The sequence below is a fragment of the Ruegeria sp. YTSC325 genome (assembly GCF_059609525.1).
This window is the reverse complement of the sequence record NZ_JBXWLY010000002.1, coordinates 67,026-91,922: the sequence shown is the minus strand read 5'-3', so window position 1 is coordinate 91,922 and position 24,897 is coordinate 67,026. Positions and strand designations below refer to the sequence as shown.

At 56.1% G+C, this 24,897-nt stretch carries 22 protein-coding genes and 1 pseudogene; 9 read left to right on the top strand and 14 right to left on the bottom strand.

What is annotated here, in order from left to right:
• Positions 1 to 2: 2 nt before the first annotated feature.
• From AC2FF7_RS03265 to AC2FF7_RS03250, 4 genes are all read right to left on the bottom strand, one after another.
• Positions 3 to 980 (bottom strand): ABC transporter permease, encoded by a 978-nt coding sequence (locus tag AC2FF7_RS03265; protein ID WP_170750436.1) that lies wholly within the window; start codon positions 978 to 980, stop codon positions 3 to 5.
• Positions 965 to 2,500: a sugar ABC transporter ATP-binding protein gene (locus AC2FF7_RS03260; RefSeq protein WP_496905191.1), complete on the bottom strand. Its 1,536-nt coding sequence runs from the start codon at positions 2,498 to 2,500 to the stop codon at positions 965 to 967. The genes AC2FF7_RS03265 and AC2FF7_RS03260 overlap by 16 nt, the downstream gene beginning before the upstream one ends.
• Before the next feature lie 67 nt (positions 2,501 to 2,567).
• Positions 2,568 to 3,542: an ABC transporter substrate-binding protein gene (locus AC2FF7_RS03255; protein WP_496905190.1), complete on the bottom strand. Its 975-nt coding sequence runs from the start codon at positions 3,540 to 3,542 to the stop codon at positions 2,568 to 2,570.
• Positions 3,543 to 3,596: 54 nt separating this feature from the next.
• On the bottom strand, positions 3,597 to 5,063 hold the full coding sequence (locus AC2FF7_RS03250; RefSeq protein WP_496905189.1) for an aldehyde dehydrogenase family protein: 1,467 nt from the start codon (positions 5,061 to 5,063) through the stop codon (positions 3,597 to 3,599).
• Between the two features lie 238 nt (positions 5,064 to 5,301).
• Between AC2FF7_RS03250 and AC2FF7_RS03245 the strand changes: the two genes are divergently transcribed.
• Positions 5,302 to 6,330, top strand: a complete 1,029-nt coding sequence (locus AC2FF7_RS03245; protein WP_496905188.1) for a LacI family DNA-binding transcriptional regulator — start codon at positions 5,302 to 5,304, stop codon at positions 6,328 to 6,330.
• Between the two features lie 10 nt (positions 6,331 to 6,340).
• A complete protein-coding gene (locus tag AC2FF7_RS03240) occupies positions 6,341 to 7,978 on the top strand; it encodes a GMC family oxidoreductase (protein ID WP_496905187.1) in 1,638 nt (545 codons plus the stop codon).
• Positions 7,979 to 8,121: 143 nt separating this feature from the next.
• On the opposite strand, the pseudogene AC2FF7_RS03235 reads toward AC2FF7_RS03240, so the two are convergent.
• The 9 genes and pseudogenes from AC2FF7_RS03235 to AC2FF7_RS03195 all read right to left on the bottom strand — a co-directional run bounded on the left by AC2FF7_RS03235 (position 8,122) and on the right by AC2FF7_RS03195 (position 15,631).
• A pseudogene (locus tag AC2FF7_RS03235) lies at positions 8,122 to 8,826 on the bottom strand (IS6 family transposase).
• Positions 8,827 to 8,905: 79 nt separating this feature from the next.
• Positions 8,906 to 9,649, bottom strand: coding sequence for a ribonuclease activity regulator RraA (locus AC2FF7_RS03230; RefSeq protein WP_496905186.1), 744 nt, complete (start codon positions 9,647 to 9,649; stop codon positions 8,906 to 8,908).
• A gap of 16 nt (positions 9,650 to 9,665) precedes the next feature.
• Positions 9,666 to 10,589 (bottom strand): sugar kinase, encoded by a 924-nt coding sequence (locus tag AC2FF7_RS03225; RefSeq protein WP_480720339.1) that lies wholly within the window; start codon positions 10,587 to 10,589, stop codon positions 9,666 to 9,668.
• Positions 10,590 to 10,661: 72 nt separating this feature from the next.
• Positions 10,662 to 11,405: an SDR family NAD(P)-dependent oxidoreductase gene (locus AC2FF7_RS03220; protein WP_170750426.1), complete on the bottom strand. Its 744-nt coding sequence runs from the start codon at positions 11,403 to 11,405 to the stop codon at positions 10,662 to 10,664.
• A 54-nt stretch (positions 11,406 to 11,459) separates the two neighbouring features.
• Positions 11,460 to 12,332 (bottom strand): NAD(P)-dependent oxidoreductase, encoded by an 873-nt coding sequence (locus tag AC2FF7_RS03215; RefSeq protein WP_170750424.1) that lies wholly within the window; start codon positions 12,330 to 12,332, stop codon positions 11,460 to 11,462.
• 10 nt (positions 12,333 to 12,342) lie between these two features.
• The gene (locus tag AC2FF7_RS03210; protein WP_170519537.1) at positions 12,343 to 12,777 is read right to left on the bottom strand and encodes a GlcG/HbpS family heme-binding protein; all 435 of its coding nucleotides are present in this window, start codon (positions 12,775 to 12,777) and stop codon (positions 12,343 to 12,345) included.
• Positions 12,778 to 12,796: 19 nt separating this feature from the next.
• On the bottom strand, positions 12,797 to 14,083 hold the full coding sequence (locus AC2FF7_RS03205; protein ID WP_170750422.1) for a TRAP transporter large permease: 1,287 nt from the start codon (positions 14,081 to 14,083) through the stop codon (positions 12,797 to 12,799).
• A gap of 2 nt (positions 14,084 to 14,085) precedes the next feature.
• Positions 14,086 to 14,619 carry a TRAP transporter small permease gene (locus AC2FF7_RS03200; protein ID WP_170558405.1) on the bottom strand — a complete coding sequence of 178 codons (534 nt, stop codon included), beginning with the start codon at positions 14,617 to 14,619 and terminating at the stop codon, positions 14,086 to 14,088.
• 76 nt (positions 14,620 to 14,695) lie between these two features.
• A complete protein-coding gene (locus AC2FF7_RS03195; RefSeq protein WP_331251779.1) occupies positions 14,696 to 15,631 on the bottom strand; it encodes a TRAP transporter substrate-binding protein in 936 nt (311 codons plus the stop codon).
• Between the two features lie 361 nt (positions 15,632 to 15,992).
• On the opposite strand from AC2FF7_RS03195, the gene AC2FF7_RS03190 reads away from it, so the two are divergent.
• Entirely contained in the window at positions 15,993 to 16,661 is a 669-nt protein-coding gene (locus AC2FF7_RS03190) for a GntR family transcriptional regulator (RefSeq protein ID WP_480869257.1), read from the top strand.
• A gap of 24 nt (positions 16,662 to 16,685) precedes the next feature.
• On the opposite strand, the gene AC2FF7_RS03185 is transcribed toward AC2FF7_RS03190, so the two are convergent.
• The gene (locus tag AC2FF7_RS03185; RefSeq protein ID WP_480869259.1) at positions 16,686 to 17,204 is read right to left on the bottom strand and encodes a redoxin domain-containing protein; all 519 of its coding nucleotides are present in this window, start codon (positions 17,202 to 17,204) and stop codon (positions 16,686 to 16,688) included.
• Between the two features lie 557 nt (positions 17,205 to 17,761).
• Between AC2FF7_RS03185 and AC2FF7_RS03180 the strand changes: the two genes are divergently transcribed.
• The 6 genes from AC2FF7_RS03180 (at position 17,762) to AC2FF7_RS03155 (ending at position 24,439) form a co-directional block, all read left to right on the top strand.
• Positions 17,762 to 19,099 (top strand): metal-dependent hydrolase family protein, encoded by a 1,338-nt coding sequence (locus AC2FF7_RS03180; protein WP_480869027.1) that lies wholly within the window; start codon positions 17,762 to 17,764, stop codon positions 19,097 to 19,099.
• A gap of 188 nt (positions 19,100 to 19,287) precedes the next feature.
• The gene (locus AC2FF7_RS03175) at positions 19,288 to 19,920 is read left to right on the top strand and encodes a tyrosine-type recombinase/integrase (RefSeq protein WP_093965098.1); all 633 of its coding nucleotides are present in this window, start codon (positions 19,288 to 19,290) and stop codon (positions 19,918 to 19,920) included.
• Between the two features lie 367 nt (positions 19,921 to 20,287).
• Positions 20,288 to 22,675: a zinc-dependent metalloprotease gene (locus AC2FF7_RS03170; protein WP_481668632.1), complete on the top strand. Its 2,388-nt coding sequence runs from the start codon at positions 20,288 to 20,290 to the stop codon at positions 22,673 to 22,675.
• A gap of 130 nt (positions 22,676 to 22,805) precedes the next feature.
• Positions 22,806 to 23,096 carry a hypothetical protein gene (locus AC2FF7_RS03165; protein WP_496905185.1) on the top strand — a complete coding sequence of 97 codons (291 nt, stop codon included), beginning with the start codon at positions 22,806 to 22,808 and terminating at the stop codon, positions 23,094 to 23,096.
• The gene (locus AC2FF7_RS03160; RefSeq protein WP_496905184.1) at positions 23,093 to 23,326 is read left to right on the top strand and encodes a hypothetical protein; all 234 of its coding nucleotides are present in this window, start codon (positions 23,093 to 23,095) and stop codon (positions 23,324 to 23,326) included. The genes AC2FF7_RS03165 and AC2FF7_RS03160 overlap by 4 nt, the downstream gene beginning before the upstream one ends.
• Positions 23,327 to 23,353: 27 nt before the next feature.
• On the top strand, positions 23,354 to 24,439 hold the full coding sequence (locus AC2FF7_RS03155) for a hypothetical protein (protein WP_496905183.1): 1,086 nt from the start codon (positions 23,354 to 23,356) through the stop codon (positions 24,437 to 24,439).
• Positions 24,440 to 24,897: the final 458 nt, after the last annotated feature.

Sequence of the window (24,897 nt, the reverse complement as noted above, 5' to 3'; positions counted from 1 at the left end):
GATTAAGCCCTCCGAAACTGCTGGACCCAAACGGCCAGGATAATGATGACGGCCTTGGCGATCAGTGCAACTTCGTCCTCTACCCCGTTGGCCAACAATGTATATTTGACCAACTGGATGATGACGGCACCCAGTATGGCACCAAAGATCGGCGCTCGCCCGCCTTGCAAAAGAGCCCCGCCAACAACAGCGGCCGCGATGGCATCAAGCTCCATCAGATTGCCGTTGCGCGCGGCGTCCGAGGCCGAGTTGATTGCAACCACGATCAAACCGGCTAGGCCCGCAAGCACCGCGCAGATGACATAGGCCCCGATCTTGACCCGTCGGACGGGACCACCCGACAGATAGGCCGCGCGTTCATTGCCCCCTATGGCCAGCAAGTAACGGCCCCATGTGGTTCTGGTGATCACCCAAAACAGCACACAGGCAATGGCCAGCGCCAGCCAGCCCTGGAACGGCAATCCAAGCACTTTACCAGTTCCAAGATAACTGAATGAAGGGTTTGAAAACGTCTGCAAGTTCCCGTTCGTCAGGACTTGGGCAATACCGCGACCAGAGATGAAGAGAATGAGCGTCGCAACGATGGGCTGCACGTTCAACACGGCAACCATCACGCCGTTGAATACCCCGCATAGCCCCGCAATGAACAGCGGCAGGACAATGGCCAAAGTGACGCCTAGCATCGGATTGGCAGAGCCCAGATCCGACAGAAAGATCAACGGAGCAAGCGCCCCCGCCAGCGCCATGACCGCCCCAACCGACAGATCGATCCCACCCGTGGCGATTACCAGCGTCATCCCCATGGCCACGATGGCGATCGTAGCGACCTGGCTGATATTTACGAACAGGGTTTGCAGTTGCAGGAAATTAGGTGTGAAAAACGCGTTGAACACCAGCAGGGCGACTAACGCGGCGATGCCGCCGTGAAAGCGGAAGGGCATTGATGCGACCCGTTGCGGCAACTTCATTGCGCGTTCCATGAACCAGTTCCTTCTTCATGATGCGCAAGCGCGCGCACCAGTATGTTCTCGGTGACCCCGGGGTTGGTCAGTTCCTTGACCGAGCGTCCCTCGTGCATGACCACGATGCGATCGGCGCCTTCCACCAGTTCTTCGAATTCCGAACTGATGAGAACGACGCCAAACCCCTTCTCGACATAAGACCGAATGAACGATTGGATCTCTCGCTTGGCGCCAACATCCACGCCTCGGGTCGGCTCGTCGAGTATCAGGATGTCGGGCTGCGTCGCCAGCCAACGGGCAAGCAGCACCTTCTGCTGGTTGCCGCCGGACAATTCGCGAATGGGTTGGTCCATATGCGCCGCCTTGATGCCCAGATCGTCGATAAAGGCCTGAACAATCTCGCGCTCGCGGGCAAAGTCGATTTGACCACGACTGGCCAGTTTCGGCAGCAGGGCCAGCGTCATGTTCTCGCGCACGGACATGTCTGGAATGATCCCTTCGGCCTTGCGATCTTCGGTCAGAAAGCCGACGCCGTTTACGATCGCGTCACCCGGTCCGGACGGTTGCCCGACCACGCCATGCAACTCGATTGCGCCGCTGCGTTTCCCGTCCACTCCGAACAAAGCGCGCGCCGCCTCGGTCCGGCCTGAGCCCAGCAATCCGCCCAGCCCAACGATTTCCCCGCGGTGGAGAGTGAGGTCGAAATGCGTCAGCCGCGGGCCTGTTGAAACAGAGTCCGCCCGCAAAACGATATCGCCTTTCTTGGCCTTGGCACCTGCGAAGTCCGTCAAACCGTCTGCCGCGATCTCATCCTTGTTGCGGCCCAGCATGTCCGCGATCATTTCCAGTTTGGTCGTATCCTGGACGTTACGCGTGCTGACGGTGCGCCCATCTCGCATCGTTGTGACTCGATCGCATATTTGGAACAGCTCATCGAGGAAATGCGAAACATAAAGAACAGACACGCCCTGTTTCTTCAACTCGCGCACAACACCGAACAGCACCTCGACTTCGCTGGCATCCAGCGACGACGTGGGTTCGTCCATGATGACAAGTTTCGCATCCAGCGAAACAGCCCGCGCAATCGCAACCAACTGCTGGATCGCTGTCGAGAAATTTCCTAGCGGCTCGGTCACGTCGATATCTATGCCAAAGCGCGTAAGAACCTCGCGTGCGCGCCTGTTGCCCTCGCGCCAGTCGACCAGAAAGCCGAGACGTTTGGGCTCGTACCCCATGATGATGTTTTCAGTCACTGACCGCAGCGGCACCAGGTTGAGCTCTTGATAGATGGTGGCAATTCCGGATTCCTGCGCTTCGCGCGGAGTGGAAATGCGGCTTGGCACACCCGCCAGATGAACGTCGCCGGCATCCCGATCGTAAACTCCGGTCAGAACCTTGATCATCGTCGATTTGCCCGCACCGTTCTGGCCGATCAGCGCATGAACCTCGCCGGGCACGATTTCCAGGTTGGCCTGGCTAAGTGCCGGCACGCCGGCAAAGGACTTTTCAATTCCCGACATCGAGACGAGCGCATTCATGAGATGTCTTCCTCCGATTGCTTGCAGGTGGCGCCGACCACAGGCCAGCACCACCCACCAGGGAGAATCAATAGGCTTCGTCGATGTGATCGGCCGCATTGTCCTTGGTAAAGATGCGATCTTCGACTTTCACCCATTCCGGGATCGCCTCGCCAGCCGCGTATTTATTCATGACTTCACAAGCCAGAGGGCCGAAGAAGGGTGAGCTTTCCACCGTCACCCCCATCTTGCCATCGATAATAGCCTGAAGTGCATCGCGTGTCCCGTCGATCGAAACGATGGTCACGTCCTCGCCAGGCTTGCGGCCGGCCAGTTCCAGAGCCTGGATCGCACCGATTGCCATCTCGTCATTGTGGGCGTAGACCACGTTCACATCGGGGTGCGCCTGCAGCAGGGTTTCCATCACCTGACGACCCAGGTCGCGCGCAAAGTCACCGGTCTGAGAAGCCACGATCTCAAAGCGGTCATCCCTTGCAATCGCGTCGTCGAAACCTTTTTTGCGGTCATTTGCAGGTGAAGAACCAGTCGTGCCTTCCAACTGGACGATGACGCCATTGTCGCCGTCGAAATTCTCCATCAGCCACTGTGCGGCACGGTTGCCCTGATCAATGAAATCCGACCCAAGGAACGCCACAAAATGCTCGCCCGGCTTGGCAACGGCCGGATCAACCGAGCGGTCCACCAAAAAAGTCGGGATTCCCGCGGCACGGGCCTTCATAACGGCTGGGATCAACGGCTTTTCTTCCCGCGGGGGCAGGAACAGAACGTCGATGCCTTGGGCGATCATGCTGTCCACATCCGCAACCTGCTTTGCTGCAGATCCGGCTGCATCCGTCGCGATAAGGTCCCAGCCGCAGGCCTCGGCCGTGTCATGGAACGATTTTGTCTCGGCAATGCGCCACGGATTGTTCGACTCCATCTGCGCAAAGCCGACCTTGTAGCGATCCTTCTGCTCAAGCGGTGGCAGATCCTGCGCTATCGCAGTCGTGCCCAACAGCGCACCCGCGACAACCGTCGAGATCAAAAGAGTTCTGCGTTTCATGGTTATTCCTCCTCCATTGGTGCGGTCGCCTCCGTTTTGACCGCGAGTTTTAGGTCATGCCCAATTCATGTAAGTCGTCTGTTTCCTCAGATAGCCATCGAAGCCATACGCGCCGTCTTCGCCCCCAACCCCGGACAAACCCCAACCGGTGTGAAATCCCTGTACGGCCTCACCATTGGAGCGGTTCAGGTACAATTCGCCGAACTTCAAACGGCTCGGGGCCTCCATCAATCGCCGGTGCGATGCCGTAAAGAGATAGGCGGACAGCCCGAATGACGTGTCATTCGCAAAACTTATCGCCTGATCAAAATCATCGACTCGCATGGCTGTCGCCACGGGTCCAAAGACCTCCTCCTGCATCGCGGCATTGCCGTTGTCGGAGACCTCGAGAACCGTTGGGGACATCCAGTGCCCTTCGCGGTGCGCGCCGTCCGTCAAAGGCCCGCCTTCCAGATGGACCGTGGCACCTTCGGCGATGCTGCGCTGGATGATTTCGGCGACCTTGGTCATTTCGACCTTGCTGACTTTGGGCCCCAGGTCGCAGTCCTCCATCGGATCTCCGATCGACAATGCGCGGGCTGCTGTCACGAATTTTTCCAAGAACTGATCCGCAATACCGCGATGCAGATACATACGCTCGTTGCAGGTGCAAATCTGGCCGCAATTGGCAAACCGGGCGGCAATGGCGGCCGAAACAGCAGCGTCAATATCCGCATCCTCCATCACGATGAACGGCGCCTTGCCGCCAAGCTCGAGCCGGACAACCTTGATCCGGTCGGCCGCGGCGCGAAAAATCTCTTTACCGGCTCGTGTGCTGCCGGTCATTGTGATCAGTGAGGTATCGGGGTGTTCGACCAACCGCTGCCCTACCACCGGCCCCTTGCCTGTCAGAACATTCAGAACACCGGGCGGAAACCCGACCTTTTCGGCAAGCTCGGCGATCGCGAGACCGGACAGCGGCGTGATTTCGTGTCCCAACAGAACAACAGTGTTGCCCGCGACCAGCGCAGGCCCGACTTTCCTGGCGGCCAATGCCAGCGGATAGTTCCAAGCCGTCAACGCAACAACAACGCCATAAGGATGACGCCGGATCTGGATTTCCTCGGACTTGTTGTCCGATGCCACTATGTCACCCGAAATCCTCCGGGCCTCTTCAGCCGCATGGCAAAGAAAGGTAACAGCGGCATCAACTTCACTTCGGGCCTGCGTGATGGGTTTGCCCTGCTCGACCGTGATCAGAGCGGCCAGACGCCCGGCGTCAATCCGGATGGCTTCGGCCAACCGCTGAACCAGTCGCGCCCGCTCGATCGCCGGGCGCGAGGACCACGAGCCAAAAGCACGATGGGCCGCCTCGACGGCCGCATCCGCATGAGCGGCACCGCCATCTGGAACTTGCGCAACGATCTCTTCATTTGCAGGGTTCTCGACACCAACCGTGTCCGCGTCAGAGTCGGCAAAGCGGCCATCGATGAACATCGAATGCCGAACCACCTGACCCAACTCCCCCACTACAGACCGCAATTTCGCCTCCCACGCTTACTCGGTCAGACCACATTGGCGACCCCACCATCGATCAAAACACTAATAATATTATTTCGTCAACACTAATATTAATTACTATTCACTAATATTAGTTGCGCGTCCTCCGTATAGTCGATAAAAAGGATGCGAACAAAAAGGTTGAGCGATGAATGATCAAGCGAATAAAGCTGGGCAGCACAGGGGTGTGGGACGAGTCGCAGGCCGGCAGCGCGTAACGATGCACGACATTGCGCGCGTCGCTGGATGCTCGCAGACGACAGTATCGCTGGTTCTCAACAAAAACGATTCCGTCAAGATATCCCAGGACACGAAGCAACGTGTCCTGGATGCCGCGAAAACGCTTGGATACGCAATGCCCTCTCAGCTCAGGAAACCTCAGGACAGCGCGCGTCGTCCAGCGGCGTTGGACGGCACCATCGCTTTCGTCGTGGACGATCTGGCGTCGAGCCCTGAAATGGTAAATGCGTTCAACGGCGTGAAACAGGCCGTTCGTGACACCGGAAACCTTGTATTGCTGGCAGAAACCCAAAACGACCCCGAGGTCGAGCCCAGAACGCTCCGGTATTTTCTCGACCAACAGGTCGCAGGCATCATTTACGCAACCGTTTTCACCCGGCGGGTGATCGTTCCGGATATCCTACGTCAGACGGCGACCCCGGTTCTGCTGCTGAACTGCTTTTGCGACGATCTCACCTTTCCTGCGGTGATCCCCGGCGAAGTCGCTGCGGGACATACGGCGACTAACGCCCTGATCAAGGCCGGGCACAAGCGAATCGCCACCATCACCGGCGAGCCGTTCATGGAATGTGCCGCGGGGCGTACGACCGGCTACAGAAACGCCCTTGCTTCCGCCGACATCCCATTTGACGAAGATTTGGTCATCGAAGGCAACTGGCTACCCAGCGCAGGCTATGCTGCCACGCGCGAATTAATGGACCTGCCCTCTCCGCCAACCGCCATTTTCTGTCAGAATGACCGCATGGCCATCGGTTGCTATGAGGCGCTCAAGGAACTTGGCCTATCCATTCCCGAAGATATCTCGGTGATCGGTTTTGACGATGACGAAACTGCGCGCCACCTGTCGCCGCCTCTGACCTCGATGATTCTTCCGACCCGGGCGATGGGGCGCTGGGTGATTGAACAGCTGTTCCACGGACCGACGGATAGTCAGCGGCACCCCCTGGTCAAGCTTGAATGCGAACTGGTCGAGCGCGACTCGATCAGCGAACCCAAGCGTTGGACCTGAAGGCAAAATCATGACGGAAACCTTCGATCACATCGTCATCGGCGGCGGCTCGGCCGGCGCCGCTGCAGCAGCGCGTCTGGTCAATCAGGGCAAGTGCAGGGTTCTGGTGCTGGAGGCAGGACATTCGCACCGCCATCCGTTGCTGGACATGCCGCCGGGCATCTTCAAGATGATCAACGGGTCCAAGTTCATGACCTACCACCAGACTGAACCGCAGGATCACCTGGATGGTCGCGTGCATGACATTCCCCAGGCCAATGTGTTGGGCGGCGGATCGTCGGTTAATGCGCAGGTCTATATGCGTGGCCGCCCTTCTGACTATGACGCGTGGGACGACCTGCTACGACACACCAACGACGGGGTCAGTTGGGGATGGGACGATGTTCTGCCCTATTTCCGAAGGATGGAAGGCAACAACAGGCTTCACAATGACCTGCATGGCAGCGACGGCCCGGTGCAGGTCTCTGATCCGGGGTACATCGACGACATGTCCCGTTGGTTCGTTCAGTCGGTGCAGGCCCTTGGTGAACCATTCAACACGGACTTCAACGGCGCAACACAGCGCGGTGTCGGATTCTATCAGTTCACCAATCGCGCCGGAAAACGCAGCTCGTCAGCCTATGCTTTCCTCGCCCCACTTGAGACAAACCCGAACTTGACCATTCGGCTTGGCGCAACGGTCAGCAAAGTCATCATCGAAAACGAAAAGGCCGTCGGGGTGCAGTATCGAGACAAACGCGGAGCCCACACTGTCCGGTGCGATGGTGAGGTTGTCCTTGCGGCGGGCGCTCTGGTCACGCCGAAAATCCTCATGCTGTCAGGCATCGGACCAGAGGCACATCTTGCTGAGCACGACATTCCCTTGGTCTGCCCATTGCCCGGGGTTGGCCAGAACCTGATCGACCACCCCGAAGTGCCCATCACTGCCTTTGCAAACGGTCCCTACGGATACTTCAAACAAGGTGAGGGCTGGCGGATGCTTCGCAACGGCATCCAGTTCAAACTGTTCGGCAGCGGACCGGTGACTTCCGCCGGAGTCGAAGCCGGCGCGTTTGTCAATCCGTCGATTCCTGATGGAGAACCGACCATCCAAGCCTTTTGCGTGCCAATTGTTTATCTGGATCGCGACGCTCTGGACGAGGTGCAGGATGACTTTGGCCTGACCGTTACGACCGTCGTGGTCAAACCGAAATCACGCGGAGAGGTCCGACTTCGCTCGGCCGATCCTCACACCATGCCAGTGGTCTCGCCCAACCTTCTGAAGCATGAAGACGACATGCAAGAGATGATCCGGGGGCAGCGGTTCTTTCGCCGGGCATTCACGTCGGGCCCGCTTGCTCAAAGGGTTCGCGAAATCGTCATTCCGATAGCGGACGACGAACAGACGCTGCGAACACATTGTAAGAGATTCGTAAAAACCAACTATCACCCGGCGGGCACTGCCAAAATGGGTCGGGACGGCGACGGAATGGCAGTGCTGGACGCCAGAATGCGTGTGCGCGGGATCGAGCGCTTACGGGTTTGCGACATGTCCGCAGTGCCTGACATCAACGCCGGCAACACAAACGCACCTGCCATGATGCTTGGCGAACGATGCGCCGACCTGATCCTTGGCATCGGATCAGCACGCGAGGGACGCAATTCTTAACCTAAGCTGCGGCGTCGTCCGTCATTGATCCGATTTCTGGCGCAAAAAATGGCGTCGCGCTGCCCGCCCGACCGAAAACGGATTTCCCTAGATGTTTTCCGACTAATTCGAACTAGCCTCAGTTTGCCGCGGAAACCGCGAACCTATCCGGAACAAAGTTGACGCCACTCGCTAAGGGCGGCGGCGCGGGTCAGCTTGAATGTATCTCTGCTGGTGAGATCGCTCCTCGTTAAAGTGGTTGTAGACGGAGGAATGGACGGGGGCGAATGTCTGTAAACTTCGCACCCGTATGAACCGCTGCATTACGCGTTCGCGTCGTCGAAACGGCAGGTGCGAATTCTCGACGCGGTTGTTGAGCCACCTGCTCGTCCTTTGTTTTTCGGTAACGCCAAGCTCTCTGAGAGCGGCTCTGTATGAGGCAAAGAGATCCGTGACGATAGTTTCCGCTTTGCCGTGTCGCTTCATCAATTTCTCAAGGAATTTCAATGCTGCAGCATTGTTTTGGCGCTTGGTGACAACAGCTTCCAGTACCTCGCCTTCCTGATAAACGGCCCGCCAAATATAATGCCGCTTGCCATTTACCTTCACGAAAACCTCGTCAACGTGCCACTTCCATTTGGAGAACGCGCGCAGCAGCTGAACACGCTTCCGCCTTATATCAGCAGCAAACATCGGGCCAAACCTGTGCCACCAAAATCGAACAGTTTCGTGGCGCACGTCGATGCCTCGCTCGTGCACCAGATCTTCGACATTCCGAAGCAAGAGCGGGAAAGGATGTACAGCATCACCGCAAAGCGGATGATCTCGGGACTGGTTTTGAAGCATTTAAATGGTGATCGTCTTTCCATCCACAAAGGCTATGAATGCCCCCTTGCCCGCCTCAAGCCAAGTTCTTCTGACAAAACCTACATTGCAGCGATTCAGACATCAGTCAGAGAGCCGCGCGCGCCAGACCTCAAATCGTTCGAGAACGTCTGGGTCGGTTGCAGGATAAAGTCCAATTACGGGGGTGCTTTTTCGCACCTCTTCCAGAACGAAGCGTTCGAACAGCTCCATTGGGCCTGCCTCGATCGCAATGTCATCGGCGAGGTGGCGTGGGATAATCATGACACCATCGCCATCACCCAGAACGATGTCACCAGGATAGACCGCCACGCCGCCACACCCGATTGGCAAACCGATATCTACCGCATGATGTTTCGTAAGGTTGGTTGGGGCAGACGGTTTTGCAGCAAAGACTGGCATCTCAAGTGCTGCGGCACCGTCGGCGTCGCGAATTCCACCATCCGTGACAACGCCCGCTGCTCCGCGCATTTCCAGTCGCGTCAAAAGGATCGAACCTGCCGAGGCCGCCGATGCATCCTGCCGACAATCCATGACCAATACCGCGCGTTCAGGACATGTTTCCACGGCCACGCGCTGCGGGTGATCTGGCTCACGAAACGCCTCGATCGGGTCGGTGTCAGGCCGAGCAGGAATGTAGCGCAGTGTAAAAGCCGGGCCGACAAGGGAGGGCTTGCCCTTGCCCAATGGGGCAACGCCTTGAACATAGGCGTTTTGATAACCGCGTTTGTAAAGCAGCGTGGCCACAGTCGCTGTGCTGACCTTTGACAAGCGATCAAGCGTATCCGGATGCAGTCTGATCGTTTCGGCAGGCTGAGGGTTCGGCAAGGGCTGGATCCTTCTGCTAAGGCTGTTGGCAACTATCGAGCAGGCTTTGGTTGACGGGAACAAGTGCACCTTTGCCTTGCACGACATGCCCTGCCAGTTTGCAGGCCAGTGCTATGCTGTCAGGTAAGGATTTTTCCGTTGCCAGCCCCGCCAGAATGCCAGCGTTGAAACTGTCGCCTGCAGCAGTCGTATCCACAACCGAGGCCAGAGGCGGAACATGGACAGAGCCCTCTGCGCCGCGAGTACGAAAAATGACCGTTTCTGCGCCATTCTTGACAACGATCGTTTCTGCACCCGCCCTTGCATAGCGCTGCAAAGTGGCCGCGGGGTTCATGTCGCTGAACCAAAGTGCCTCGTCCTCGAATGATGGCAAGGCAATATCGCTAACGGCGGCCGCCTGCATGATGTTCTCGGTCATCTCAGAGGGGCTGTCCCAAAGATGCGGGCGCAGATTGGGGTCGAAGGCAATCCGTTTTCCGGCACGCCGCGCTGACCGAGCAACGTCAAGCAAGGCAGCGCGCCCTTCAGGGTTCAAGATTGCCAGAGTGATGCCCGAGAAATAAATGAGATCAGATTGCGTCATGGCGTGGGCAAGTGCTTGCTTGTCTTGGGCCAATAGGCGTGCGGCCGACTGGCCGCGCCAATAGGTAAAACTGCGTTCCCCGTTGTTTAGCGTGATAAGATACAACCCCACTGAACGGTTTGGCACGATCCGCACCTTCTGGGTGTTGACCCCGCTTTCGCGCATGACACTCAGCATCCGTGATGAGATGGCGTCATCTCCGACGGCTGTAAAATAGGACAAGGGCGTTTCGGGTGTGAGTTGGGCCAGATACCAAGCTGTATTGAACGTGTCTCCGGCGAACCCCATTTGATACGTGCTTGGCGCGTCAGTTGGGGCCATTTCGGCCATACATTCACCTATCGCGAGAATTCGCATATTCCGGTTTCCAGTACTTCGAAGTTTGGCAAACGGTAGCGTTCGACAATTAGGTAACCTGTTCTGCAGTGGTCACGAGAACAGCATCCCACCATTGATATCGACATTGGTCCCGGTCAGATAAGCCGAGTCCTCGCTTGCCAGAAACGCCACGAGGTTCGCAACGTCCTGAGACTGGCCTTGCCGCTTGAGCGGCGCAGCAGCTTCTAGCCCCCGACGGCCTGCATCGGGAGTATGGATGTTATGGAAATCCGTGTCGATCATGCCTGGGCAGATTGCGTTGACACGGATATCCGGACCCAGTTCTTTTGCAAGACTACGGGTGAGCGTCATGACCCCGCCTTTTGACGTTGCATAAGCCGACGCACCCGGGCCACCACCGTCGCGACCCGCCTGACTGGCGATGTTTACAATGGCCCCGGATTTCATATGCAGCAGTGCCGCTTTGACCATAAGAAACGTGCTGGTCAGGTTGAGATCCATGACAGCCTGCCAATGCTCAAGCGACATCTCGGCGATTTTCTTGCGCGCGATCAAACCTCCGGCATTGTTCACCAGAATATTCAGGCTGCCATAGGTATCGACCGTCTTGGCGATCAACGCATCGACCTCTTCGGGTTTGTTCAGGTCGCCTTGCATTGCAAACGCCTGTCCACCGATCTTTTTGATCTCGGCTACGGTTTCCTCGGCGCCGGCACTACTGGCGAAGTAGTTCACCGCGACATTTACCCCTTCGGAGGCGAGTTTGACAGCGCAGGCGCGCCCGATATCGCGGCCACCACCCGTGACAATTGCGGTCTTTCCCTGAAGTCTCATGGTTGCTCTTTCCCGTTCAATTGGTGCTGCTATGCGTGACTGATGGATCTGACGCTAAAGCTTGGCAAAATAGTCGAAGATTTCCGGCACGTTGCCGTCGCCCATGCCTGCGTCCGCTGCTGCCTGAAGGTTGTTCGCGGTTCCTTCAGCGATCTCGGCACGAGTGCCCACGTCCTCGGCCAGCTTCAGGAAGTATCCAAGATCCTTGTTGGCGTTGTTAATCGAAAACCCCAAATCGCTGACACCATCCACCGCGTAGTTCTTACAAAACTGCATAAAGGGGGAATTGGACGGTCCAGCTGACATGATGTCAAAAAGCTGCTGTTTGTTTACCCCTGAGCGTTCAGCCACAGCAAAGGCTTGGCTCATGGTGCAAGCTGTCGTCATGCCCATATAATTGTTGATGAGCTTGGTCACATGGCCCGCACCCAGTTCGCCGAGGTGAAAGACATTTTCCCCCAGTACATCCAGGACAGGTTTCACCTTCTCAAAGGTGGCTATATCGCCCGCTGCCATGATGTTCAGCAAACCGTCCTTGGCGTGCGCGGGTGTGCGTCCCAGCGGCGCATCAATCATACCAGCACCTTTTGCGGCCAAGTCTGTGCCGATTTTGCGTGTGGACGCTGGGATCGAGGTGCCAAAGTCAATGACCACAGCACTATCTTTGATGCCTGCCAGGATGCCGTCATCGCCGTAGATCAGGCTTTCGACGACATCCGATGTTGTTACACAAAGCATCACGATATCGCTGTTTTCAGCAAGCTCGCGTGGCGTTGTAACCTCTACAGCACCGCGGTTGACAGTGGCTGCGACGGCTTCCTTGTTCCGACCCATAACAACCAGATCAAAACTGTTGTTTTGCAGGCACTTTGCCATGTTACCGCCCATAAGACCGAGGCCGATGAAACCGATGACGGGTTTTGTCATATCTGACTCCTTAAACTCTTTCCAATTGGGCTTCGCAGAGCGCCGTGACCCCTGCCTGCGCAACTTCGAGATCCTGAGCTGGCGAGCCCGAGCTGACACCGATCCCGCCAACCACCTGTCCGTCGACCGTCACGGGAAGGCCACCTGCAACGGTCACCATTCGCCCACCCAGCGTTGAGGATATTCCGTGTGCGGCCATGCCTGGCTGATTTGCTTCACCAAGAGCATCGGTTCCTTTTTGGATGCCGGTTGCAGTGAAACTCTTGTCGATGGCCAAAATGATGCTGGTAATCTTGCCACCATCCATCCGCTCAAAGGCAATGAGGTTGCCGCTTTCGTCTGTGACGGCAATACACATCGGTACGCCGATTTCCTGCGCTTTGGCTCGCGCTCCTGCGATCAACTTGCCCGCGTCATCGATGTCCAGGCGTCTTATTGTCAGCATCGCCTCATTCTCCTTTGATTTAGGGGCCAATGATTAGGTTCGGCAGCGTCAGCGATATTGCCGGTACAAAAGTGATCAGCATGAGCGCGGCAAAGATGGCGAGGTAGAAAGGCCAAATCGTTTTGACCGCTTTCTCCATCGGTAGTTTTCCAACAGCACAACCCACAAAGAGACAGGTCCCGACAGGTGGGGTGCAAAGACCAAGACCGAGGTTCACCAAAAGGATCATGCCGAACTGTAGCGGATCGATGCCCAGCATGTTCATCACCGGCAGGAAAATCGGTGTGCAGATCAGGATCAACGCGGCCATATCCATGATCATCCCCAAGAGCAACAGCACAGCGTTGATCATCAACAAGATCAGGATCGGGTTTTCTGTGATACCCAACAGGAATTCGACTGTTTTTGTCGGCACCCGGTTGAACGTCAGCATATAGGCAAAGGCACCGGCGCAGGCGATCAGGATCATCACCATAGACGTTGTGCGCACCGAAGAGATAACGGCGGTTTTGAAGTTTTCCCAGGACAGGCTGCGATAGACAACAAGTGTCACCACAAATGCATACATTGCCCCGAACGCGCCGGATTCAGTGACCGTAAAGACGCCTGACAAGACCCCTCCAACAATGATCACGGCCGTCAACAAGCCAGGGATCGATCCAACAAAGGCGATGGCCAGTGCGGTCCAACCCGGAAACTGTTCGGCCTGATAGCCGCGCTTGACCGCCACGACATAGGCGGCAATCGCAAGGCAGCAACACATAAGGACACCGGGCACAACTCCGGCCAAGAACAGTTTTGAGATTGAAACTACACCGCCTGTTGCGAGGGCAAAGATGATCATGTTGTGGCTGGGTGGGATAATGATCCCGGCAATTGATGATGTCACTGTGACGTTCACCGCATAGTCGGCGTCATAACCTTTGTCTTTCATCACTGGGATCAGAATTGACCCAAGCGCCGAGATATCTGCAATTGCCGATCCGGAAATGCCACCAAACAACATGGACGAGAAGACATTGACGATACCAAGCCCACCGCGCACAGCGCCTACGGCGGCCTGCGCGAACCGAACCAACCGGATCGCGATTCCACCGTGAAACATCAGCTCGCCCGCAAAGATGAAAAACGGGATCGCCATTAGGGAAAAGACGTTGATCCCGGACACGATACGCTGGAACCCAACAAACATCGGCAATCCTTCAAACCAAAAGGAAGCCAATGCAGCGATACCAAGGGCGTATGCCACTGGAGCGCCGATGATGACACATAGGGCAAAAACCCCCAAAAGAATCATGAGTCCCATGACTATCCCTGATCTATGTTGTCTTGGCGTTCGTCTCGGCCCTGAAACAGGCGGATCAGATGGCCAGTGGAAAAAAGGAACACCAACGCGCCGCTGATTGTCAGTGGCAAGGAGCGCAAGCCCTCTGACCATTGGATGAGCGGGATCAGGGTGTTCCATTTGAATATTGTCAGCTCGATCCCGTACCAAAACATCATGCCACCGAAACCTGCCATCAGGACATCAGTGAGCACGACGAAAACCGTTCGCACAGAGGGTGGGACTAAATTGCGGAACACGACAACAGAGAGGTGCGTGTGATTGTGCACACCCGCAGCCGCTCCGAGAAACGCGATGACCATAACCAAAAGCAGTGAAACCTGCTCAACCCAAGTGGGCGTGTTGTTCAGAACGTAGCGACCGAACACCAGCCAGGCAAAGATCGCAGTCATAACGACAATGGCGATGCCAGACAGCAACATGCAAACTCGTGCGAGCAGATCAAGAATCCTGTCCATGTTGCGCATGGCGGCAGGGGCGGTATCGGGCTCTTGCATTGGATTTCCTCTGAGACAAAACGCCCGGCATCCAATTGGCGGAGCCGGGCGCTCAAAGTTGAACTGTTAAGACAACTTATTCAGTGGCTTGCGCCATTTCTACCAACGCTTTCATATCAGGATTTGCAGCCAAGTAGTCTGCATAAACCGAATCCATTGCGGACTGGAATGGGCCTTTGTCGGCGATTTCATTGACGGTGATGCCGGCCGCTTCAACATCTTTACGCGCTTGTTCAGAACCAATTGCCCAAAGCTCACGCTGGACCAATGCGGCTTCTTCTGCTGCACCGCGCACAGCGGCTTGCAATTCAGGAGACAGCGCATTGAATTTGGCCGTGTTAACGCAGATGCACTCCGGGATAATCAGGTGTTCGGACAAAGAATAATTTGTGGTCACTTCATAGTGACCGACATTCTTGAACGACGGGAAGTTGTTCTCCGCACCATCAACAACGCCGGTTTTCAGCGCTTGCTGAACTTCGGAGAATGCCATTGGAGACGGGTTACCGCCCATAGCTGAAATCATAGATGTATAAAGATCGTTGTTCATCACACGGATTTTCAGACCTTCGACATCTGCGGGCGTGTTGATCGGCTTTTGGCTGTAGAAAGAACGCGCACCGGCATCAAACCATGCCAGTGGCAGAACACCTGCTTCACCCATCGCAGCTGAAACAACCTCACCGGCGTCGCCGTCCAGCACGCGGAACATGTGCGGCACATCTTTGAAGATGAAAGGAAGCGATACAAGGTTAGCTTCTTTCACCATTGGGCCAATAGGACCGAGGTTGAAGTTACCAACCTCGATTGCGCCGATACGAACCTGTTCTAGGGCATCCGGTTGGGAACCAAGAACACCACCGTGGAACACATCGACGGTAACTTCGCCGTCTGTAGCGGCGTCAACCAGTTCGGCAAACTTGTCCATTGCAGCCGTGTTGGGATGGCCGTCGTTGTGGATATTCCAGGCTCGCCAGTTTTCGGCTGAAGCTGACGTTGCAATGAATGCCACAGCGGTCGCAGTTGCAAAGAACGATTTCGTGAAAGTCATGGGTTCTCCTCCCCGGTTATTTTTGGACAGGATTTGGCTTTCATGGAATTTCAGAGACCGTAAGCCACGTAGCTTTCGATTTCCCCCAAGAACCAGAATCGCTGCTGCCCTTAAAGGGACACTAGTATCCAAGTTATGTCAACTGTAGGCTTTTAGTATGTCAGATTGCTTGACAGTCGAAAGCGCAGGGCATTTGATAGGTGACAGGCCTACATTGGTTCACTCAAGCAAAACAAAATAGAATATTCTATTTGTTTCAATGCCATAACAGTGGATCTGTAATTTGAAACGTGACTAAGACAGAGGGCGCAAGCAACATACCGTGGAAGAAATTGTCAGACGAACCACAACCGATGCGGTCTATGAAGCGCTACACGACGAGATCGTTTCGCTTGAAATTCTTCCCGGTACAAAGCTATCCGAAACAGAGGTAGCCAGCCGATTCGGCGTATCACGCCAACCTGTTCGCAACGCATTCACAAGGCTCGGTAACGAAGATCTGCTCTTAATACGACCACAAAAGGCGACCGTAGTTCGAGGGTTTTCTATGGAGCGTGTGGCTCTCGCGCGATTGGTTCGAATGGCGGTGGAGCTAGAGATCGTCCATCGAGCAATGGAAGTTTGGGGCGCAGCAAGTGAAGCAAAACTTGAAGAAAATCTCGCCTTACAAGAGCAGGCGATCAGTGACGGTGATCTATCGGCGTTTCACTCGCTGGACTATGATTTTCACAAACTGATCTACGTGCTCAGCGGCAATCCGATGGCATTTGATGTAATGCTAGAATCCAAGCAAAAGGTTGACCGGCTTTGTATGCTCAGTCTTGAAAAGGGCAGTGCCGCAGACGCAATCCTCGCCGATCACCGAGAGATTGCACAGGCCATGGCGGCAGGAGACCATGACCAAGCGCAAGCCGCTGTCAGAAAACACCTGTCCCGCCTCGACGAAACCATCGACTTCATCCACAAGACGCACCCAGGCTATTTTGAGTAACCGAGGCCATGCGATCTGGTGGTCTCAGGCCGTTCCTCGTTCCGGACGATCATTATCAATATTGAATTTCATGCCGTCCAAAAGCTCTTCCAAATCGGGACGTGCCGCAGGGCCGTTAGAGATATCGGCCAGCATCAGTGTTCCATTCGGACGGATGGCAAACGCGCCAGGTTCGGCGAACAGACCCGTCGTTTCTGCATCAGATAGAGGCGATGACACGTAAAGACCAAGCGCGCGCATTTGCGCTTCAGTCATTCCATAGCAAAGATCAAAATCCCAGCCGAATTCTGCTTTGTCTGCCGCAGCTTTTTCTTTGGTGTCGGCAGAGACAACAATAACGTCCATAACGTCAGCCCATGCCGACAGCGCCGCATTCAACTTGTTCAAAAAGCGCTTGCAGCGTGGACAATGCTTACCTCGATAAACAAACAAAATGGTCCAGCGGTCTTTTTGTTGACCGATCGTAACCTGGTCATCAGACCCCAGCCTTAAAAAACTCATTTGCTCGATTTGCGCGCCGACATTTGGTTTGGCTGAGGTCATGAGTCGTTCCTTTCTTCTACAAACAAGGGCTTTGCGCGGATACCGTTAGCTTAGTTCATGTCACGTCAAGGCAATTATTGAAACCAAGATCGCGATATCATTTAGTGCTTGAAAGGCACGCTCGATCTAAGATTGCTGTCAGTTAACGAGGAATCACCGATACCTACCCGCCGTCACTCTACGCCCCTCATTGCAGCCGGGCTTCTAATGCCGTAACAGGTGTGAGCGCAACCAGCGTACTTGTGTCGAATTCAACGCGACCTGATCACCTGTGGCCCCCAAGAAAACTTTAGAATCGAGACCAGAACGTTCAAACGATCGGTCCGGTGAAACCCAAAACGTCACCGTTACTAGTTAACTGTAACTTTAGGCTCGAAGCCGTCGGTCGCTGCGCTTTGTACGAATGGCCGGTTTTGGTGAAAGCAACCATCAGCCGATTGCATCGTCAATGACCGCTATGCGGACAAAGCCGACCTTGCAGAAAAGTGAGGGAATCCTTGAAAAAGCTTGCTTCCGCTGGGATGGTTTCTCCGACAGAATTTTCTGAGGAAATTAGAATGCATTTTCCCAAACTTGCGGCGGTTTCGTCGGTTTTTCTCACTATAGCCAGTTCGCAAGCGCTCTCCCAGGATGGGGGGCCGATACTGTTCACAAACGTCAACGTGTTTGATGGTGTGAATGAGAAAATGATTACAAATGCCAATGTCGTTGTAACCGACAATCTGATCACAGATGTGTCCTCAGAACCCCTCGCCGTCGCCAATGGTATCGTGATCGACGGCGGCGGGCGCACGTTGATGCCGGGCCTGATCGACGTACACTGGCACACGCTTTACTGTTGCAATCCGCAGAGTGTGGTTGTGACCGGCGATATTCTTGAAGTCGCGGTGCGGGGTGCCATCGGGTCCGAAGGCACGTTAATGCGCGGCTTTACAACGGTGCGCGACGTTGGCGGCAATTCATTTGCCATAAAACGGATGATTGACGCAGGCGAGATCGAAGGCCCCCGTATCCTGCCGTCCGGCCCACCCGTGACACAAACCGGCGGCCACTTTGACTATCGCCCCTACCAAGCGGTTCCGACGAACGGCGCGGATTCGCAATGGTACTGGTACAGCGTTGGTTTGATGGCGCAGGCTGATGGTGTTCCGGAAGTGGTCAAACGCGCGCGTGAAATCATGCGCATGGGCGCAAGCCAGCTTAAGATTTCCACCGGTGGCGGGGTGTCATCCACTTATGACCCTCTGGATGTACGCCAATATACCAAGGCCGAAATCGAGGCTTTCGTAGAGGTGGCCGACACCTACAACACCTATGTTGCTTCTCATGTCTTCACGGACGAGGCCGTGGAAATTGCCGTTGCCGCTGGCGTTAAGTCCATCGAGCATGGCTTCTTGATGAGCCGCGAAACGATGGAACTGATGCGCGACAATGAAGTTTGGTTGTCAGTGCAGCCCCTGCTGGATGACGAGGATGGCTTTTCTTTCGACGACCCTGTTAGCCAGCAGAAATGGATCGACGTCACCAACGGTACAGATTTCACCTACAAAACGGCGAAAGAAGTTGGCGTGAAAGTCGCCTTTGGCACCGATATCCTGTTCGATCCCAAACTGGCCGAACGTCAAGGCGCGTTCCTTGCCAAATTGCAGCGCTGGTACACGCCATACGAGGTGCTGAAAATGGCGACTTCAACCAATGCTGAACTGCTCAAACTCTCAGGCCCGCGCCACCCCTATCAACAAGGTGATTTGGGTGTAATCGCAAAGGGCGCTTATGCCGACTTAATCCTTGTGGACGGCAATCCGCTGCAAGATATCGACCTGATCGCAGACCCGCATGAGAATTTCGATCTGATCATGAAAGACGGCAAAGTCTACAAGAACACGCTGGACTGAGTTCCAGATGAAGTCCTTTGCTCAAAGCATATTTTGTAACGACTGCTTTGGGCTCAAACCTGCCCAATGCATCCGCGGCGTTTCCCAAAGAACACGCAACCTGACAACGGCCATTCAAGCCACCAGTAAACTGAGGCGTCAGCGCTGTGCTGATGTCTGGGATTGGCGGGAGGATTGGAGAGCAAACTATGTCAAGAGTCCAACTTCCCGCTGTTACCCCGAAACGAAGAGCCTGGAACAAGGGCCGGATCATCGGCCAGAAACGACCACTGTTGCCGAAACAGGTCTGGGCGATCCGCGCGCGGCTCGAACTGGCGGGCAACCTGCGCGATCTAGCACTGTTCAACGTGGCAATAGATAGCAAGCTTCGCGGATGCGACTTGGTGAAACTGGCCGTCACCGACCTAGTGAGGGATGATCGCGTCCGCGAAAGGGTGTCCGTGATCCAGAGCAAAACCAAGCGGCCCGTTCAGTTTGAACTCTCTGAAAACACGCGGGATACCATTGCCGCATGGATCAAGTCACCGGAGATGCTCGGCTGCCGTTTCATGTTTCCCAGCAGGTTTCATGACCGCCCGCATATCTCAACGCGCCAATATGGCCGGCTTGTGAGGGGTTGGGTGGCCGCGATTGGGCTAGAACCCAGTGGATACGGCACCCATTCGCTGCGCCGGACCAAAGCAGCTGAGATTTACCGCAAAACCGGAAATCTAAGAGCGGTTCAACTTCTGCTCGGTCACACCAAGGTAGACAGCACAGTACGGTACCTTGGTGTCGAACTCGAAGATGCGCTGAGCATTGCCGAGCAAATCGACATTTGATCCACGTTGGCGGGCGGCTCTTGCCGTTCGCCAATCCTGAGCGGACCTGCGTTCGCGGCGCAGCGGTGGGTCGGATCGAGCCCATACTTCCCCGATGCTGCATGCCGCACCAGAGGCGGCCATGCCGACCGTGCGGATTTTCGCCGTGAGCACAAAGTCAATGTGGGCATGGAAGCAGAAGCGGTTAAGGTGGGCGGTTTCCGGAGCTTGGCCGCGGATACGGCCTATGGCGGCTTTGTGAATTCTCAAATTTAAACTTCAGTGTTAGCATTTTCGAATGTCGGACACTTGCAACACTACCAGACTGGAATGTCCGATCTCTGGAAACGTGAGCGCGCTTGAAAATTCGTCGACGAGGAGACCCATGATGCGCCTGGCATTCGCACTTTGCATTGCCTTTGCTGTCCCGCTGATGCCCGCAAATGCCAGGGCGCAATCGGCGAGCTTTCAGGAGCGTATAGCCGGTGCCGAGGTTCGATCTGGAGTCTTCGACCTCTACCAAAAAGACGGCGATCTGTTGCTTGCGATACCGCGCGACATGTTCGAACGCAGCCTGATCTGGTACGCCGAAGTTTCCAGATATCCCACCGACGCAGTGGCATTCGGCGGAAACGCCTTGGGGGCCCGCCTGATCCAGTTGGAACGGCGGCCCGATCGGGTCATGGTGCGGTCCCTTTCAGGGACCTCGTTCGAAAAGGTTTCGGGCGATCCCTATTACACTGGCGGGCGTGACAAGCTTCGCCCTGTGAACCTCGCTGTGGAACGCGCCAACCTTGGTCCCATCATCGTCGATTTCCCGATCCTCGCGGAAAGCAACACTGGCGCCGTACTCGTGGATTTGCAGGAGGCGTTCGGGGGCGATATTGTGGGATACTCGGTCGCCGCCCAATTGGCATCCACTGGTCTCGTTCCTGGGCCGAACGACCCCGACCGATCCTACGTTGCTGAAGCATCGGTCTATCCCGACAACCTCTTTGTCCGCTCGCAACTGACCTTCGAAGCGACCGATCAGGCCGGGCTGGCACAGCCGATTTCGGTGGAAACGGCGCATTCGATTGCCGTATTGCCGGAAACCCCGATTGAGCGTCGCCCCTATGACGACAGGGTTGGATTTTTCTTCACCGAATATCTGGTTTTTGAAAGCGCGTTCGGCGAGGTGCAATCACGCGACCGTGCCGCCCTTCGCTTCCGCCTGGAACACGCCGACCCGGATGCACCACGCCCGTCGGACCCGGTTGAACCGATCGTTTTCTATCTATCCCGTGAAATCCCTGATCGTTGGCGTCCCTACATTCGCCAGGCGGTTGAGGACTGGCAGACCGCCTTCGAGGCCGCGGGCTTCACCAATGCAATCATAGCCCGTGACGCGCCAAGCCGGGATGAAGTCCCCGGCTGGTCCCCGGAAGATGTTCGCCACAGTGTCATCCGCTGGGTTGCACAGCCGGTGCAGAACGCGATGGGGCCGAACATCCACGACCCCCGGTCCGGCGAAATTCTCTCCGCCCATATTCTGGTTTGGCCGGACGTCTTGAACCTTTTCAGCCGCTACTACTATTTGCTGATGCACCGGACCGATCCCGCCGCGGCCAAACTGCCGCTGCCGGAGGAATTGCAGGGGCGCATCCTGCGGTACGTCGTGTCACATGAGGTGGGCCATACGCTCGGGTTGCGGCACAACCACCGCGCCTCGACGGCCTGGTCGACGGCACAGCTCAGGGACCCGTTATTCACTGCGGAGAACGGCAGCACGTCCTCCATCATGGCCTATGGGCGGTTCAACTACGTGGCGGAGCCGGATGATGGCGTCACGCAACTCATTCCTATCATTGGCTCCTACGATCGGCACGCCATCCGATGGGGGTATTCCTCCGATGTCGACGCAGAGGAGCTTGATTCCATCGCGGCGGAAGCCGAGGAGCGTCCGGAACTCATTTGGGGAGCAGGCGAACGTGGCGAGGAGTATCTTGCCCAGTTCGATCACCGTGTTCAGACTGAGAACATTGGGGCAGACAGGATCTTGGCAACGCGTGCGGGGATCGCCGCGCTGCACGCGAGCCTTGCGGCGTTGCCCCTCGCAGTAGAGGACGCGCGCAATCCACAAGCCATGCTAGAGGAGATCTACGGAGACGCGCTCAATCGCTATGTCGGTATCGCTGGAAGCGTCGGCAAGCTGATCGGCGGTGTTACACAGACCTCCGGCGACGACCGACCGTTCGCCTATGTAGACCCTGAAGAGCAGAGGAGAGCCGTAGAGTTTCTTACCGGTGAAGCCATCCATGGCCTCAATGCTTTTGCAGACCCGGACTTGCTCGGACGTTTTCGGCCCATCGGAGGGTTGATTTCGGTCGAAAACGCAGCGGCGCAGATCATGGACGAAGTCATGAACCGGAAGAGCGTCAGGATGGTTTACATGCAACGTCGTCTCCTGGGCGACACAGCCATGTCGCTGCAGGAATACGTCTCGCTGGTCACCGAAACACTATTGAGCGATCTGCCGTCAAAGGAACTGGTTTCGCCAGCGCAGAACGGTGCAATAATAGCCTATATCGACATCCTGACCGACCTAACCACCGAGGATCGCAATGCCGAGGATCTTGTCGCACTGGTCGATGCCGAGTACCCGTTGGAGGTTGCCATGGTCGCAGTTGGCGGACTGAAGGGAACCTCCATCGGGGAGATAGCGAGCGCGGAACTCGACCGTGTGAACGCTATGCTGGGTAAGGGTCTTTCCGAACAAGGCGCAGAGAAGCAGTAGCGGTGCTGGCTCGTCGGTCCAGCGCAAGAATTGAAGGTCCAGAAACAACATATTCTGTTTGACGAAGTCTGATGGCGAACTAAGCTTGGGTTTAAGCTGGTTGATATGGAAATCTGTGAGGACATTTTCAATGCTAAAAACTATCGGCGCCTGCCTTGTTTTCGTGGTTGCAGCCAATGCTGCTCAAGCCTTTGACAGGCAGACAACCAACGCCCTCAAAACCTGTCACGACTACCTTTGGCAAGTTCCCGAGTTCGCGGATCTGCCCAATGCTGCGATTTCGGTGTTCCCCGCTTCGGAAAACGGCGACACCATCGTCGTGAACTGGAATGTCAACAGGGACCAGCCGACAATTCAAGCCGCAGGTAACTGCACGGTCATCGGCGGCAATGTCGAAGGGTTCGAGGATTACACCAAGTGACATCGCAAAACAGACGAGCTCTGGCACCGGCAATTGCCATCTGTCTAAGTGTGCTGGCCGCCTGCGACTCCAGCGAAGACGAGGTGCGGACGGCCGCGACTATCGGGACCTCGGCTGCGCTTGCAGCCGAAGTCGCTGAGGAAGCCAACAAAGCGACGAATTACGATGCGATCGCACAGGAAGCTGTCGCCAATGTTGATACATCCGATTTCGATGCGCTTACGAAATAATCGCGTTGTACAGGGGCCGGATGAGCTATGAAATGGTTGGCGTGGACTGGGACCTTGTCCTGTCTGGCCTTTGCGGTCGTCGTTCTGGCCGTTCCACAGGTTCGGTTCCTGTTCTTCGGGCTTCCGGAGCAACGGCTGGAAGGTAGCGTATTTTCCAAAGCCGAAACAGGATCGGCGCCTGTTGCCGAGGCGAACCGAGTTCAAGTGGAAGAGGCGTTGCGAGATGCGGGCCTGAGCGAAGAGCCAGTTCTGGGCGACATTTCTATCTCCGGTCATCTCGCCCGCCTCGATGACGGTGTGGTCACATCCGAGCAACTGATGGAGTATGCCGAGGGGCTCAGGACGCTCGCTCTTCGAACCGGTGATTTCGGCCGCCAGATTCCATCGACCTTCTGGGACGTGGATACCGACCAGTTGCGCGCAGATGGTTGGGATGCCTATCGCGTTGTCGACGCGCTTGCGTCAGAAGAGGGCGAACCATACCTTGAAGCGCTCGGCGGGGCCTACACCCGGTTTCACGCCTTCAAGCTGGCCGATATGTCAGGGGGCGGCACTGATGACACAGCGCTCGACACGGCGCTTGACCTGTTCGAGGCAGCAATCAAACTGATTGATATAGTTCCGCCGGAGCACATGCTGGAGACTTCGGAATACATTCGCGGAAGGGAGCAGGCTGCGCTCTACCTCTGGCAGCAATTGATTGTGGGGTCCTCGCGCCGCAACCCACTCACACATATCAAGCTGTTCAACCACGGATTCACCACGCGTTTCCATGTCGGAACGATCTGGCAATACGAAACCGGGATCGCACTGGACAACTCATCGATCTGGGGCGTTTCCGGCTTCGCACCCGAATTCGTTGGCCCGCCGGAGAACAACAACCAGGTCGAACATATGTCGATCAGCATGACGGTTCAGGGCATCCTGCGAGAGCCGCTTCTAGTCCTTGAGGCTTTTGAGGAGTTCGAGACTCTTTCCGGATCGGCCACCGCAGCCGAGGCAGTTGCCGACGACGCATTGAATGCTGCGGTCCAGCAGGCGTTCATTCCCGGTTTCGAGGACGATCTTCCGTCTGCAATTGCTGCGCTGCGTGAGCAACTGCATGAGCGCTAATTGTTTCAATAGCCAGTAATATCTGCAGCTTGCAAAAACGGTTTATGAAACCCACCTGTGACCAGCACATCTTGCCGAACAAGGTGCCCTTTGCGGTCGTCCGCTTAGAGTTTTGACTAACGGCCGCATTGCGCCGTTCGCTGCACGCGGAGTTATGTTGCACTTGCGAAGCCGTCACAATGCGAGAAGGCTGGCAAAGCTCAGTTAGCCGTCGTCTGGCTGAGTCTGGTGAGCGGCGGGTTTGTCCGCAACCTGTAGATTGCAGCTGACAACCTCGCTGCATCCCGAGCGAATGGCCGCGCTTCACGCCGCATGGCGGCGCTGAAGATGATGCAATCGCGGCGATTATTGTGCTGCGAGCGCACGCAGCGAGAAATGGCAATGGCAGCCTTGGGCTCGAAGCAGTCATCCGACGGCATTAGCGATGAGACTGGTTTGTGGTTGCGAGCGGTCATTGG

Coding starts and splice junctions, on each gene's coding strand:
- AC2FF7_RS03180 (WP_480869027.1), top strand. CDS start 17,762: ATGCATTTTCCCAAACTTGCGGCGGTTTCGTCGGTTTTTCTCACTATA.
- AC2FF7_RS03205 (WP_170750422.1), bottom strand. CDS start 14,083: ATGGGACTCATGATTCTTTTGGGGGTTTTTGCCCTATGTGTCATCATC.
- AC2FF7_RS03155 (WP_496905183.1), top strand. CDS start 23,354: ATGAAATGGTTGGCGTGGACTGGGACCTTGTCCTGTCTGGCCTTTGCG.
- AC2FF7_RS03225 (WP_480720339.1), bottom strand. CDS start 10,589: ATGCGAATTCTCGCGATAGGTGAATGTATGGCCGAAATGGCCCCAACT.
- AC2FF7_RS03245 (WP_496905188.1), top strand. CDS start 5,302: ATGCACGACATTGCGCGCGTCGCTGGATGCTCGCAGACGACAGTATCG.
- AC2FF7_RS03185 (WP_480869259.1), bottom strand. CDS start 17,204: ATGACCTCAGCCAAACCAAATGTCGGCGCGCAAATCGAGCAAATGAGT.
- AC2FF7_RS03240 (WP_496905187.1), top strand. CDS start 6,341: ATGACGGAAACCTTCGATCACATCGTCATCGGCGGCGGCTCGGCCGGC.
- AC2FF7_RS03220 (WP_170750426.1), bottom strand. CDS start 11,405: ATGAGACTTCAGGGAAAGACCGCAATTGTCACGGGTGGTGGCCGCGAT.
- AC2FF7_RS03255 (WP_496905190.1), bottom strand. CDS start 3,542: ATGAAACGCAGAACTCTTTTGATCTCGACGGTTGTCGCGGGTGCGCTG.
- AC2FF7_RS03210 (WP_170519537.1), bottom strand. CDS start 12,777: ATGCTGACAATAAGACGCCTGGACATCGATGACGCGGGCAAGTTGATC.
- AC2FF7_RS03170 (WP_481668632.1), top strand. CDS start 20,288: ATGCGCCTGGCATTCGCACTTTGCATTGCCTTTGCTGTCCCGCTGATG.
- AC2FF7_RS03260 (WP_496905191.1), bottom strand. CDS start 2,500: ATGAATGCGCTCGTCTCGATGTCGGGAATTGAAAAGTCCTTTGCCGGC.
- AC2FF7_RS03165 (WP_496905185.1), top strand. CDS start 22,806: ATGCTAAAAACTATCGGCGCCTGCCTTGTTTTCGTGGTTGCAGCCAAT.
- AC2FF7_RS03265 (WP_170750436.1), bottom strand. CDS start 980: ATGGAACGCGCAATGAAGTTGCCGCAACGGGTCGCATCAATGCCCTTC.
- AC2FF7_RS03215 (WP_170750424.1), bottom strand. CDS start 12,332: ATGACAAAACCCGTCATCGGTTTCATCGGCCTCGGTCTTATGGGCGGT.
- AC2FF7_RS03200 (WP_170558405.1), bottom strand. CDS start 14,619: ATGCAAGAGCCCGATACCGCCCCTGCCGCCATGCGCAACATGGACAGG.
- AC2FF7_RS03175 (WP_093965098.1), top strand. CDS start 19,288: ATGTCAAGAGTCCAACTTCCCGCTGTTACCCCGAAACGAAGAGCCTGG.